15 protein-coding genes are annotated in these 13,081 nt (G+C 52.9%); 8 read left to right on the forward strand and 7 right to left on the reverse strand.

Going from position 1 to position 13,081, the window contains the following annotated elements; translation table 11 throughout:
- Nucleotides 1-288: 288 nt before the first annotated feature.
- A complete protein-coding gene (gmhB, locus tag ACLD3P_RS11435) occupies nt 289-855 on the reverse strand; it encodes a D-glycero-beta-D-manno-heptose 1,7-bisphosphate 7-phosphatase (protein ID WP_001140158.1) in 567 nt (188 codons plus the stop codon).
- Nucleotides 856-1,044: 189 nt separating this feature from the next.
- Here gmhB and metN point away from each other — a divergent pair, with 189 nt between their 5' ends.
- The 6 genes from metN to proS all read left to right on the forward strand — a co-directional run bounded on the left by metN (nt 1,045) and on the right by proS (nt 6,632).
- Nucleotides 1,045-2,076: a methionine ABC transporter ATP-binding protein MetN gene (metN, locus tag ACLD3P_RS11440; protein ID WP_000594017.1), complete on the forward strand. Its 1,032-nt coding sequence runs from the start codon at nt 1,045-1,047 to the stop codon at nt 2,074-2,076.
- Nucleotides 2,069-2,722, forward strand: a complete 654-nt coding sequence (locus ACLD3P_RS11445) for a methionine ABC transporter permease MetI (RefSeq protein ID WP_001287486.1) — start codon at nt 2,069-2,071, stop codon at nt 2,720-2,722. Before metN ends, ACLD3P_RS11445 begins: the two co-directional genes overlap by 8 nt.
- Nucleotides 2,723-2,760: 38 nt before the next feature.
- On the forward strand, nt 2,761-3,576 hold the full coding sequence (gene metQ / locus ACLD3P_RS11450; protein ID WP_000874215.1) for a methionine ABC transporter substrate-binding lipoprotein MetQ: 816 nt from the start codon (nt 2,761-2,763) through the stop codon (nt 3,574-3,576).
- A gap of 118 nt (nt 3,577-3,694) precedes the next feature.
- Nucleotides 3,695-4,099 carry an Rcs stress response system protein RcsF gene (gene rcsF, locus ACLD3P_RS11455; RefSeq protein ID WP_001202315.1) on the forward strand — a complete coding sequence of 135 codons (405 nt, stop codon included), beginning with the start codon at nt 3,695-3,697 and terminating at the stop codon, nt 4,097-4,099.
- The gene (gene tsaA, locus ACLD3P_RS11460; protein WP_000093982.1) at nt 4,096-4,803 is read left to right on the forward strand and encodes a tRNA (N6-threonylcarbamoyladenosine(37)-N6)-methyltransferase TrmO; all 708 of its coding nucleotides are present in this window, start codon (nt 4,096-4,098) and stop codon (nt 4,801-4,803) included. The genes rcsF and tsaA overlap by 4 nt, the downstream gene beginning before the upstream one ends.
- A 110-nt stretch (nt 4,804-4,913) precedes the next feature.
- Entirely contained in the window at nt 4,914-6,632 is a 1,719-nt protein-coding gene (gene proS, locus ACLD3P_RS11465) for a proline--tRNA ligase (RefSeq protein WP_001260672.1), read from the forward strand.
- A 73-nt stretch (nt 6,633-6,705) separates the two neighbouring features.
- Here the strand turns inward: proS and nlpE are convergent, their stop codons facing one another.
- The 3 genes from nlpE to ACLD3P_RS11480 are packed head-to-tail and all read right to left on the reverse strand — an operon-like array spanning nt 6,706 to nt 8,403.
- On the reverse strand, nt 6,706-7,407 hold the full coding sequence (gene nlpE, locus ACLD3P_RS11470) for an envelope stress response activation lipoprotein NlpE (protein WP_000252576.1): 702 nt from the start codon (nt 7,405-7,407) through the stop codon (nt 6,706-6,708).
- A 31-nt stretch (nt 7,408-7,438) separates the two neighbouring features.
- Nucleotides 7,439-7,861 carry an alternative ribosome rescue aminoacyl-tRNA hydrolase ArfB gene (gene arfB, locus ACLD3P_RS11475; RefSeq protein WP_000560527.1) on the reverse strand — a complete coding sequence of 141 codons (423 nt, stop codon included), beginning with the start codon at nt 7,859-7,861 and terminating at the stop codon, nt 7,439-7,441.
- Nucleotides 7,858-8,403, reverse strand: a complete 546-nt coding sequence (locus tag ACLD3P_RS11480; RefSeq protein WP_001185319.1) for a YaeQ family protein — start codon at nt 8,401-8,403, stop codon at nt 7,858-7,860. Before ACLD3P_RS11480 ends, arfB begins: the two co-directional genes overlap by 4 nt.
- 197 nt (nt 8,404-8,600) lie before the next feature.
- Between ACLD3P_RS11480 and ACLD3P_RS11485 the strand changes: the two genes are divergently transcribed.
- Both ACLD3P_RS11485 and rof read left to right on the forward strand, forming a co-directional pair.
- The gene (locus tag ACLD3P_RS11485; RefSeq protein WP_001518678.1) at nt 8,601-8,801 is read left to right on the forward strand and encodes a YaeP family protein; all 201 of its coding nucleotides are present in this window, start codon (nt 8,601-8,603) and stop codon (nt 8,799-8,801) included.
- Nucleotides 8,788-9,048, forward strand: coding sequence for a Rho-binding antiterminator (gene rof, locus ACLD3P_RS11490; RefSeq protein ID WP_000062330.1), 261 nt, complete (start codon nt 8,788-8,790; stop codon nt 9,046-9,048). The genes ACLD3P_RS11485 and rof overlap by 14 nt, the downstream gene beginning before the upstream one ends.
- A gap of 83 nt (nt 9,049-9,131) precedes the next feature.
- Here rof and tilS read toward each other — a convergent pair whose 3' ends face one another.
- The 3 genes from tilS to ldcC form a co-directional block, all read right to left on the reverse strand.
- The gene (gene tilS, locus ACLD3P_RS11495) at nt 9,132-10,424 is read right to left on the reverse strand and encodes a tRNA lysidine(34) synthetase TilS (protein WP_219560971.1); all 1,293 of its coding nucleotides are present in this window, start codon (nt 10,422-10,424) and stop codon (nt 9,132-9,134) included.
- Between the two features lie 62 nt (nt 10,425-10,486).
- On the reverse strand, nt 10,487-10,876 hold the full coding sequence (locus tag ACLD3P_RS11500) for a VOC family protein (RefSeq protein WP_000901088.1): 390 nt from the start codon (nt 10,874-10,876) through the stop codon (nt 10,487-10,489).
- A 55-nt stretch (nt 10,877-10,931) separates the two neighbouring features.
- Nucleotides 10,932-13,073, reverse strand: coding sequence for a lysine decarboxylase LdcC (gene ldcC, locus ACLD3P_RS11505; RefSeq protein ID WP_001021042.1), 2,142 nt, complete (start codon nt 13,071-13,073; stop codon nt 10,932-10,934).
- Between the last annotated feature and the right edge of the window lie 8 nt (nt 13,074-13,081).

Genomic DNA, 13,081 nt, shown 5'->3' on the forward strand with positions numbered 1-13,081 from the left:
GACGTCAAGAATCCGTATCTTCGAGTGCCCACACAGATTGTCTGATAAATTGTTAAAGAGCAGGTGCGACGCGGCTTTCAGCTCACCGTCGCGAGGTGGCGTATATTACGCTTTCCTCTTTCAGAGTCAACCCTGAATTTCAGGATTTTTCTCTTCAACCGACCGGCTGTTTGTGTGAAGTGATTCACATCCGCCGTGTCGATGGAGGCGCATTATAGGGAGTCGGTTCAGGAAGACAAGCGGAAAAATGCATTTTTGTTTTAACCGCTCATCTTTTATCCATAACGCTTATTTTTGCTGCTTTTTTATCGCCGATGGCAGATCGGCAAGGCTGTTTAACACCCAGTCCGCCGCGTTTTCTGCTTCTGCCGTGACCGGTTTGCCCGTACGCACCAGCACTTTTGTCCCGACATTTGCCGCCGCTGCCGCCTGCATATCTTCCAGCTTGTCTCCCACCATATAAGAAGCCGCCATATCGATATGCAGGAAATCACGCGCCGAGATAAGCATTCCTGGATGCGGCTTGCGGCAATCACATACCTGACGGAACTCTTCTATGCTGCCCTGCGGATGGTGAGGACAATAATAGATGCCGTCCAAATCAACATCGCGATCCGCCAACGACCAGTCCATCCATTCGGTTAACGTTTCAAACTGCGCCTCAGTGAATTTGCCGCGCGCGATTCCGGACTGGTTCGTCACCACCACCAGCGCATAGCCCATTTTTTTTAGCTCGCGCATCGCGTCAATAACACCGTCTATAAACTCAAATGCATCGATTTCATGTACGTAGCCGTGATCCACATTAATGGTGCCGTCACGGTCGAGAAAAATTGCGGGTACAGACTTTGCCACCTTTTATAGCTCCTGAGTAAAGCAAGTGGCGCTAGTATCGCATGTTTCAGCAGGCAAGAAAGTGCTCATCGTATAAAGCCTGATTGATTTAGACGTCTGGATGCCTTAACATCCATTCTGTTGACGGCGTTGACCGTATTAGACAGACGAAAATGCCACGGCTAACTTAATTACGATAATAAATAACCAATGATTAAACTTTCGAATATTACCAAAGTGTTCCAGCAGGGGGCGCGCACCATTCAGGCGCTGAACAATGTCAGCCTGCATGTCCCTGCCGGACAAATTTACGGCGTCATCGGCGCATCCGGCGCCGGTAAAAGTACGCTTATCCGCTGCGTTAACTTACTTGAACGCCCAACCGAAGGTAGCGTTCAGGTCGGCGGTCAGGAGCTGACAACGCTTTCAGAGTCTGAGTTGACCAAAGCTCGCCGTCAAATCGGCATGATTTTCCAACATTTTAACCTGCTTTCTTCCCGTACCGTGTTTGGCAACGTCGCGCTGCCGCTGGAACTGGATAACACACCAAAGGAAGAGATCAAACGCCGTGTCACAGAGCTGCTGGATTTAGTCGGTCTTGGCGACAAGCACGACAGCTATCCGGCAAATCTTTCCGGCGGTCAGAAACAGCGTGTCGCGATTGCCCGCGCGTTAGCCAGTAATCCAAAAGTGTTGCTGTGCGATGAAGCCACCAGCGCGCTTGATCCTGCGACGACCCGTTCGATTCTGGAATTGCTGAAAGATATCAACCGTCGTTTGGGGTTGACGATTCTGCTTATCACTCATGAAATGGATGTCGTGAAACGTATCTGCGACTGCGTTGCCGTTATCAGTAATGGCGAGCTTATTGAGCAGGATACGGTCAGCGAAGTCTTCTCGCATCCTAAAACGCCGCTGGCGCAGAAGTTTATTCAGTCCACTCTGCATCTGGACATTCCGGAAGATTACCAGGCGCGTTTGAAAGCGTCGCCGGAAACTGACAGCGTGCCGATGCTGCGCATGGAGTTCACCGGGCAGTCTGTGGATGCCCCGCTGCTTTCTGAAACCGCGCGTCGTTTCAACGTGAACAATAATATTATCAGCGCGCAGATGGATTACGCGGGCGGTGTGAAGTTCGGCATTATGCTAACGGAAATGCACGGCACACAAGAAGAGACGCAAGCCGCAATTGCCTGGCTGCAGGATCACCATGTGAAAGTAGAGGTACTGGGTTATGTCTGAGGCAATGATGTGGTTACTGGTTCGTGGCGTTTGGGAAACGTTGGCGATGACCTTTGTCTCCGGTTTCTTCGGTTTCGTGATTGGCCTGCCGGTTGGCGTATTGCTGTATGTTACGCGCCCGGGGCAGATTATGGAGAACGCCAGGCTGTATCGCTCCCTCTCTGCGGTGGTCAATATTTTCCGCTCGATTCCCTTTATCATCCTGCTGGTGTGGATGATTCCTTTTACCCGAATAATTGTCGGCACCTCCATTGGTTTGCAGGCCGCGATTGTACCGCTGACCGTCGGTGCCGCGCCTTTTATCGCCCGTATGGTGGAAAATGCGTTATTAGAGATCCCTGCCGGGCTGATTGAAGCTTCGCGAGCGATGGGCGCCACGCCGCTGCAAATTGTACGTAAAATCCTTTTACCGGAAGCGCTGCCTGGTCTGGTGAATGCGGCAACCATTACATTGATCACCCTGGTCGGTTACTCCGCAATGGGCGGCGCCGTCGGCGCAGGCGGCCTCGGTCAAATCGGCTATCAGTACGGTTATATTGGATACAATGCTACCGTGATGAATACGGTGCTGGTATTACTTGTCGTTCTGGTTTATTTAATTCAGTTATCCGGCGATCGCATCGTCAGGGCTGTCACGCATAAGTAACGTTAAACACAACACAAATACTCATTAAGGAAATAAGCATGGCGTTCAAATTCAAAACCTTTGCGGCAGTGGGTGCTCTGATTGGTTCTCTGGCACTTGCGGGTTGCGGTCAGGATGAAAAAGATCCGAATCATATTAAAGTCGGCGTAATCGTTGGCGCAGAGCAGCAAGTTGCCGAAGTCGCGCAGAAAGTCGCGAAAGAAAAATACGGCCTGGACGTGGAATTGGTGACCTTTAATGATTATGTTCTGCCTAATGAAGCGCTGAGCAAAGGCGATATCGATGCCAATGCCTTCCAGCACAAACCGTATCTGGATCAGCAAATCAAAGATCGCGGCTACAAACTGGTTTCCGTTGGTAAGACTTTTGTCTATCCCATTGCAGGATATTCCAAAAAAATCAAATCTCTGGATGAGCTCAAGGACGGTTCCCAGGTCGCTGTGCCTAACGACCCGACCAACCTTGGTCGTTCCCTGTTGCTGCTGCAAAAAGTAGGGCTGATTAAACTGAAAGACGGCGTCGGTCTGCTTCCTACCTCGCTGGATATCGTCGAAAACCCGAAAAATCTGAAAATTGTTGAGCTGGAAGCGCCGCAGTTGCCGCGTTCGCTGGATGACGCGCAGATCGCGTTAGCGGTCATCAATACGACTTACGCCAGCCAGATTGGCCTGACGCCAGCGAAAGACGGTATCTTCGTTGAAGATAAAGATTCTCCGTACGTTAACCTGATCGTGACGCGTGAAGATAACAAAGACGCCGAGAATGTGAAAAAATTCGTTCAGGCTTATCAGTCTGATGAAGTGTACGAAGCCGCAAATAAAGTTTTTAATGGCGGTGCGGTGAAAGGCTGGTAAGTTTTAGGCTGATTCCACAATCTGTAATATTATTCAGGACGGGCTATTGCCCGTCTTGTCATTTATGCAAGCTCCTGATTCAATATCTGGCAATTAGAACATTCATTGAGGAAATATTATGCGTGCTTTACCGATCTGTTTATTGGCACTCATGCTGGGCGGTTGTTCCATGCTAAGCAGATCCCCTGTTGAACCCGTTCAAAGCACCGCAACCCCGCCAAAAGCGGAGCCGGAGAAACCTAAAGCGCCGCGTGCCGCTCCCGTCAGGATTTACACCAATGCTGAAGACTTAGTCGGCAAACCTTTCCGCGATCTTGGCGAGGTTAGCGGCGAATCCTGCCAGGCGACAAATCAAGACTCTCCGCCTAACATTCCAACTGCGCGCAAGCGTATGCAGATTAATGCATCTAAAATGAAAGCCAACGCCGTCCTGCTGCACAGCTGTGAAATTACCAGCGGCACGCCAGGCTGCTATCGTCAGGCGGTTTGTATCGGGTCCGCCCTGAATATTTCGGCGAAATGAGCAGCTTTCAGTTTGAACAAATCGGCGTTATTCGCTCCCCCTATAAAGAAAAATTCGCCGTTCCGCGCCAGCCCGGTCTGGTCAAAAGCGCCTGCGGCGAACTACATCTGATAGCGCCTTACAACCAGGCCGATGCCGTTCGCGGCCTGGAGGCGTTCAGCCATTTGTGGGTGCTTTTCGTTTTTCATCAGACGATAGACGGCGGCTGGCGGCCAACAGTTCGTCCGCCCCGTCTTGGCGGTAACGCCAGAATGGGCGTTTTTGCCACGCGCTCCACGTTCCGCCCCAATCCGATTGGCATGTCGCTCGTTGCGCTAAAAGGTATCGAGTGCCGGAAAGAGAGCGTAATTCTGAAATTAGGCAGTCTGGATCTGGTGGATGGCACGCCGGTGGTGGATATCAAACCGTATTTACCGTTTGCCGAGGCCTTACCGGACGCCGCCGCCAGCTATGCGCAACAGGCGCCGATAGCTGAAATGCCCGTGAGTTTTACCGCTGAGGTGGCTCAACAGCTTACGACGCTGGAAAGGCGTTATCCGCAGCTACGGACATTTATTTGCGATGTGCTGGCGCAAGATCCTCGCCCGGCTTATCGTAAGGGTGAAGAGACGGGCAAAACCTATGCCGTCTGGCTGCATGATTTTAACGTGCGCTGGCGTGTGGTTAGCACTGGATTTGAAGTGTTTGCGCTGGAACCACGGTAATTTCACTCCCTTCTCTTTTGACATCTCTTGCACGCTGGTAAACTAAATCACTTTTTTTGTATCAGGCTCACATTGAGCCTGTTCGATCGTTCAACTGGAACCGTAACAACATGCGTACTAGCCAATACCTGCTCTCCACTCTGAAGGAGACACCTGCCGACGCCGAGGTTATCAGCCACCAGCTGATGCTGCGCGCCGGGATGATCCGCAAGCTCGCCTCCGGGTTATATACCTGGCTGCCGACCGGCCTGCGCGTCCTGAAAAAAGTCGAAAACATCGTGCGTGAAGAGATGAACAACGCCGGTGCTATCGAGGTGTCGATGCCAGTCGTTCAGCCAGCCGACCTGTGGCAAGAGAGTGGTCGTTGGGAACAGTACGGTCCGGAACTGCTGCGTTTTGTCGACCGTGGCGAGCGTCCGTTCGTACTCGGCCCGACCCACGAAGAAGTTATCACCGATCTGGTGCGTAATGAACTCAGCTCTTATAAGCAGTTGCCGCTGAACTTCTTCCAAATCCAGACCAAATTCCGTGATGAAGTGCGTCCGCGCTTTGGCGTGATGCGTTCGCGCGAATTCCTGATGAAAGATGCTTACTCTTTCCACACCTCTCAGGAGTCGTTGCAGGAAACCTATGACGCCATGTACGCCGCGTATAGCCGTATCTTCAGCCGTATGGGGCTGGATTTCCGCGCGGTACAGGCCGATACCGGTTCTATCGGCGGCAACGCCTCGCATGAATTCCAGGTGCTGGCGCAAAGCGGCGAAGACGATATCGTTTTCTCTGATGTTTCTGATTACGCGGCTAACATTGAACTGGCAGAAGCTATCGCGCCGCAAACGCCGCGCGCAGCGGCGACGCAGGAAATGACTCTGGTCGATACGCCAAATGCCAAAACCATCGCGGAGCTGGTGGAACAGTTCAACCTGCCAATTGAAAAAACGGTAAAAACGCTGCTGGTGAAAGCGGCGAAAGACAGCAAGTCTCCGCTGGTGGCTCTGCTGGTTCGCGGCGATCATGAACTGAATGAAGTTAAAGCGGAAAAACTGCCGCACGTTGCCAGCCCGCTGACCTTCGCTACCGAAGAAGAGATTCGCGCCGTAATTAATGCCGGCCCTGGCTCCCTCGGCCCGGTCAATATGCCGATTCCGGTCATCATCGATCGTACCGTTGCCGCCATGAGCGATTTTGCCGCTGGCGCCAACATCGACGGTAAACACTACTTTGGTATTAACTGGGATCGCGATGTGGCGACGCCTGTTGTTGCCGACATCCGTAACGTAGTCGCCGGCGATCCGAGTCCGGATGGTCAGGGAACGTTGCTTATCAAACGCGGTATCGAAGTGGGTCACATCTTCCAGTTAGGTACCAAGTACTCAGAAGCGCTGAAAGCCTCCGTTCAGGGTGAAGATGGCCGTAACCAGATCCTGACAATGGGCTGCTACGGTATCGGCGTAACACGTGTCGTTGCTGCGGCTATCGAGCAGAACTTTGACGAGCGCGGCATTGTATGGCCTGACGCCATTGCGCCTTTCCAGGTCGCTATTCTGCCGATGAATATGCACAAATCCTTCCGTGTGCAGGAGCTGGCGGAAAAGCTGTACAGCGAATTGCGCGCGCAGGGCATTGAAGTGCTGATGGACGACCGTAAAGAGCGCCCGGGCGTGATGTTTGCCGATATGGAGCTGATTGGTATTCCACATACTATCGTGATTGGCGATCGCAACCTGGATAACGACGATATTGAGTATAAATACCGTCGTAGCGGTGAAAAATCGCTGATTAAAACCGGCGATATCGTTGATTATCTGGTCAAGGCGATTAAAGGCTAAACGACATTTTGTTGGGATTGCCCGGCGCCATCCGGTAGATATGTAAAGGCCTCGCACCCTGCGAGGCCTTTTATTAGTGAGTGCAATCTTTACCCGGCGCAAACTTCGCGTTTTTATCGGCTATTAGCATTTTTACCGGCTCGCCCGTGTCCGGGTTCGCGGCAAACACAAAATGCCCTTCTACCGTCAGCAGCACCGGTTTTTCCGCTTCACCTTTCGCCGTCAGATAGCCGCGCTCAAGCTGGGCGTTACTGGCGACCGGCAGCCGTTTTCCGGTCGCACAATCGGTAAAGGTCGCCGCATCGGCCCTGTATACATACATACCACGCAACGGCATTGGCGTTACCGGCAGGCTGGCGGTAACAGGCACAAGCGTATAATTAAGCTGCGAAGCCACCGGATTGCCTTCTCTGTCGAGCATCTCCAGCGCATTGCCTTTCGCGCGATAATACGATTTCTCGCCATTGCTGTCGGTTAACACCAGTTTATCCGCCGTCCGCGCCCAGGTACCGTATGACGCAAAAGAGGAAGGTTCTTCGCGCACGCCCTGATAGCGCTCGTTCATCACCCATGTGCCGTCTTTTTCCAGAAACAGTGACGTTTCAATACCTTCACAATCCGCACAGGGCAGCACGCCGCGCCAGCTTTGCTGCATGGGTTTTAATTCCGCCGCCTGCGCAGGTTGCAGGGCGTCAACTTCCGCACGGTTATTACACCCTATCAATGCAAATAGCGTACAGGCTGCCGCTACTGACAATATTGCTGTTCTCACCATAAAATCCTTATGAAATTGCTATTCCTGCCCGTCAATCCAGTGGACGACGAACTTTGCCGCGAAGCGCCTTTACAGAAGATTTTTGCGCCTTTGAGGACAAGCGGCGCTCTTTCGAGGCACGCGTCGGACGGGTTGCGCGACGGCTTTTCTGCTCCGCGGTTAATTCTTTTATGACGGCAACCAGCCTGGCGATAGCCGCTTCCCGGTTGAGCTCCTGGCTCCGGAACTCCTGCGCCTTAATGATAATGACGCCATCATCGCTTATCAGATGGTGGCTGGCCGTCAGCAAACGCTGTTTATAATACTCTGGCAGGCCAGAGGCCCGAATGTCAAAGCGCAAATGAATCGCGCTAGAGGTCTTATTTACGTGCTGACCACCCGCGCCCTGCGCGCGAATGGCCGTAATTTCCAGCTCATTATCGGCTATGGAGACCGTCCGGGAGATGGCAATCATGAGGGCTGTTGCCAGGCGGTTAGCTGTATTTCCAGATTATTCCGAGCATCAGAAAGCCAGATTGCGCCGTCCTGAATCGTCGCCTGTAGCGTCATGGTACGATCGGCAAATTCACTGAGCTGCGCCAGTTGCCCGTCATCCAGATACCAGACGGACAGGTTAGCGAACTGCGCGCACTTGCTTTGATGCTGCTGCCACCAGATTTGCGCCGCCCGGGAGTTATAAGCAAAGAGCGCGACGTCGCTCGCCTGAGTACAGGCTTTCTTAATACGGCGCTCATCCGGCAGCCCCAGCTCTATCCAGAGATCGATGCCCAGATGATCGTTGCGCAGCCAGGCCTCCGGCTCATCTTCCGCGCTGAGCCCGCGTGTAAACTGCAACCGTTCATCAGCATATTTTATCCATGCCAACAGGCGCAGCATCATGCGCTCCTGCGTTTCAGAAGGGTGACGCGCCAGCGTCAATGCCGCATCCAGAAACCGGTTGCGATCAAGGTCAGCCACATTGACGACGGCTTTATAAATTGTCGCTTTAAGCGCCATGAGAAAACTCCTTTCGAATCAGGCGCCCATTGTAGCGAAAACCGCGCTAAAAGGCTGTTAACGAATCTTTTACCCACTCGCGTCAGGCGCTGATATTGCGCAAATGAGTATGGTATAGTCACCTTGCTAAACAAGATTTAACTTCGTAGGCTTAGACTTGCATCCACGGTTAAGTCAGAATGCTGACAGGAGGGCATGTGGAAAAATATTGTGAGTTAGTACGCAAGCGGTATGCGGAAATCGCCAGCGGAGACTTAGGGTATGTCCCGGATGCGCTGGGTTGTGTATTGAAAGTGCTTAATGAAGTGGCGGCAGATAGCGCCCTTTCAGAGTCGGTCAGGGAAAAGGCAGCTTATGCTGCCGCGAACTTACTGGTGAGCGATTATGTCAATGAATGAAACGTATCAACCCATTAATTGCGATGACTACGATAGTCTTGAGCTTGCCTGCATGCATCATTTAATACTGACGCTAACGTTAAAAGATGGCGAGGTTTTGCAGGCAAAAGCGAACGATTTGATCTTACGTAAAAACGTAGAATATCTGCTTGCCGAGGTTTCCGGCGAGTCTTGTGAGCTTCGTCTCGATAAAATCGCCAGTTTCAGCCACCCGGAAATTGGTACCGTGGTAGTTAGCGAATCCTGAGCATTTTGTTGCCGGATGGCGGTGCAAGCACCTTATCCGGCCTACGTTCCATGCGATACGTAGGCCTGATAAGCGCAGCGCCATCAGGCATGCCAAACCAGACTCACCCCTTCTTTATCTTCTGCTGCTCCCTCACGCGTCACAAAAACACCCGCAGCCGCAATCAGCGTTTCGCCGTAAAACAACAGCGGCGTGGTATCTCGTCGCCAGGGCGGGATCCCCTGCTCCTGCCAGATTTTCTTTAATTTACGTCCGCCGTGACGTCCCACAATGTGTAGCAACCCTGGCGCCTTAAACCGAATGCTGACGGATTCTTCCTCTCGCGGTCGGCGCAGTTCGCCGCCAGGAACGAGCTGTACGGTCCCTAAGCCGGCAGGCAGCGCCAGCGGTGTTTGCCAGACGGGCCAGGCGACCGTCGTTTCGTGTTGTCCGGCCACGGATTTAATCCACCACAGTTGCGACTGATAACGGCGAATCTCGTGATCGCCAAAGCGTAAACAGGGAGAGGCATCGTCGCGCGCCAGCGCCACCTCCTGCCAGATACGTTCCAGCGCGTCGCGAGAGGGCATCGGCGCATTACGCATCGCCAGCCAGCGACGCAAAATCGCCGCCCGCCGTACATCGCTCATCGACATTAATGGAGAGAGCCGCAATGTTCCCTCCGTCGTGATACAGTCCGTAAAATCGCTGGCCAGAAGCTCGTCCAGCAGCCTTTCTTGCTCGGCGCAGAGCGTCGCGCTACGGGCTACCGCCGCAGGAAAATGCGGCCAGCGCTGCTGCAAGAGCGGAAGCGCGCGCAGGCGTAAGAAATTGCGATCGTAGGCGTCATCCTGATTGCTTTCATCTTCAATCCAGCATAAGCCATGACGCACAGCCCACTGTTCCAGCGTCTTCCGCGTTTCTCTCAACAGCGGGCGAAGAAGCAGAGTTCCGGCAAAAGGCGAGCATTCTCCCATCGCGGAAAGTCCGGCCGGACCGCTGCCGCGCTTTAACGCCAGCAGGAATGTTTCACACTGATCGTCAAGGTGCTGCGCGGTTGCCAGCACTTCGCCAGGCAATAGCGTCTGTGCGAACGCCCGGTAGCGCGCTTCACGCGCATGGGCCTCGATACCCAGGCCATTATCTGCCAGCGTCACCCGCTCCACTACCAGCGGAACCTGCCAGCGTTCGCATACGGTTTCGCAATGCCGCACCCAGCTATCAGCATGAGGGCTTAAACCGTGATGAATATGGATAGCACGCAGCGTGACGTCAGGATGGCGTTCTCGCCACAACACCAGTTGATGCAGAAGCACCGTAGAATCCAGGCCACCGCTAAAGGCAGCCAGAATACGGCGAGAAGAGAGTAACGAGGTATTCAACGTGAGAGTGGTCATGATCCATGCTTATAGTGACTTAGCCCGGCAACGTTACCTGGCGAGCGTCTTAATGACAAGCCTTACTGCTCATACAGCTCAAGCGGTAAACCGTCCGGATCGTTGAAAAAAGTAAAGCGCTTCCCGGTATACGGATCGATGCGTATCGGTTCGCACTTAACCTGATGCTTTTCCAGATGCGCAACGGCGTTTTCCACATTTTCCACGCTGAAAGCCAGATGGCGCAGGCCGCAGGCTTCAGGTCGGCTTGGACGCGCCGGAGGGAAGGGAAAAGAGAAAAGCTCAATCACATACTGCCCGTTTAGTGCCAAATCGCCCTTCCACGAGTCACGCTCTTCCCGCCAGACTTCGCTTAGCAGATCGAACCCCAGAATATCGCAATAAAACGCCTTGCTCACCGCATAGTCTGTCGCAATGATCGCGATGTGATGAACCTGTTTTAATCCCAGCATAGCGTCTCCTTTATTGATTATCAGTACGTTACTCGTCACATTCCCGTCAGGCAAGCTAACAGGCGTGTTTTAAGACTCGTACCTGGTACACCCCGTCTTCATTCCGTTTCGCGCCGTGAATATCCGTTTCAAAACCGGGATAATGCTGGCCAATCGAGCAGAGCATCAGCAGAAAATCGAGCACAGCCCGACTCTGTTGCGTGATCCTCTCGCCGGGCATCAACAGCGGAACGCCTGGCGGATAAGGCAGGATCATATTCGCGGAAACGCGCCCTGGCAGTTGATCGAGCGCCACGGTTTCCACCTCGCCTTTGATCTGACGCTGCCAGGCCTGGTGCGGGGTCATGATCATCTCCGGTAAAACCTCGAACGCCCGCAACATCAGCCCCGGAAGATCGTGCTGGCGGATCAGTTTATGGATCCCCTGCGCCAGATCCTGAATGCGCATATTGCGATAAAAATCCGGATCTTCCGCATACAAATCCGGCAACATATTTTTGACGCGCAGGTTAAGATCGTAGGCCCGTTTAAATTCTGTCAGTCCGCGCAGCAGCCCCATCGCACGGGTCTTATCAATCCCTATGCTGAACAAAAACAGCAGATTATACGGCCCGGTTTTTTCCACCACCACGCCTCGCTCATCGAGGAACTTCGCCACCAGCGCGGCGGGTATCCCCTCTTCGCTCATGTTGCCCTGTTCATCCATTCCCGGCGTCAGGATTGTCACCTTAACCGGATCGAGGAACATATGATCGTCATCGGCATCGGCGAAGCCATGCCAGGTTTCTCCCGGCGTGACCGGCCAGCATTCGGCCTCATCAACCTCTTCCGGCTGCCAGATATCAAAGAACCAGCTATCGGACTCTTCACGTAGCCGCTGTACCTCTTTACGAAAATGGAGCGCCCGCTCCACCGAACGATTAATCAATCTTTTCCCTGGATTGCCGCGCAGCATCGCCGCTGCGGTTTCGATAGAGGCGACAATGGGATAGCTCGGCGATGTGGAAGTGTGCATCATAAACGCTTCGTTAAACGTCTCTTCGTCATATTCCCCTTTGATATGAATAAGCGACGCCTGCGAAAAAGCCGCCAGCATTTTATGGGTGGATTGCGTTTCGAAAATCACTTTTCCGGGCACCCGATCGCCGCTCATCCCGCTTTTCCCCTGGTAGATCGGATGGAAATGGGTATAGGGTACCCAGGCGGAATCAAAATGGATCGAGGGAACGTCCAGCATCTGCTTGATCCAGTTAGTGTTATACAGCAGACCATCGTAAGTCGAATTGGTGATAACCGCATGAACCGGCCATTGCGCCTGCGCGGTTTCCGCCACCTTACGCGCAATGCTGTCGCGGGTAAATTCACGCTTAGGAATACCGCCGAGAATACCGAGCGCATTGCGCGTCGGCTTCAACCAGAGAGGCACCACATCGCTCATCATCAGCAAATGCGCCAGCGATTTATGGCAATTACGATCAATAAGTAGCGTACTTCCCGCAGGCGCGGCATACATACCGACAATTTTATTCGAGGTCGACGTACCGTTCGTCACCATATAACTCTGCTCGGCGCCAAAAGTACGGGCGATATACTCTTCCGCTTCCAGATGCGGCCCGGTGTGATCCAGCAGCGATCCCAGTTCAGTCACCGAAATCGACACATCGGCCTTTAAGGTATTGCCGCCAAAAAAGTCATAAAACAGACAGCCTGGCGGGCTTTTCTGATACGCCGTTCCCGCCATATGACCCGGCGTACAAAAGGTATATTTTCCTTCTTTGGCGTAGGTAAACAGCGCTTTGGTAAACGGCGGCGTAATATTATCGAGATATTCGTTTGTATATTGATGAATGCGTGTCGCGATATCTTCAGCCAGCCCCAATGCATACTCAAAAAACCACAGCGCCATGCGCATATCGTGAACGCTAACGTCCAGCGTGGAGTTGGTATTGATAAAGGCGTAGAGAGGAAGGTATTCATTTAGCTGGTTGATTTCGCTACAAAGGTCGAGACTGTATTCATCCCAGTCAAAAATAACGCCGCAGATGCGCGGGTTATGTTCAATAAACTTCAACAAGTCAACGCTATTTTGCGGCCAGATAATTTGAAATCCCAGGGATTGTAATGCACGCTCAAGCTCCTTGATGGGTTCATCTTTATAATAAACCCCGTGCGGCCCCATAATGGCGATGATGTTCATGCTTTCTC

Source organism: Salmonella sp. 741265073_HBA (assembly GCF_046569105.1).
Lineage (GTDB): Bacteria > Pseudomonadota > Gammaproteobacteria > Enterobacterales > Enterobacteriaceae > Salmonella > Salmonella enterica.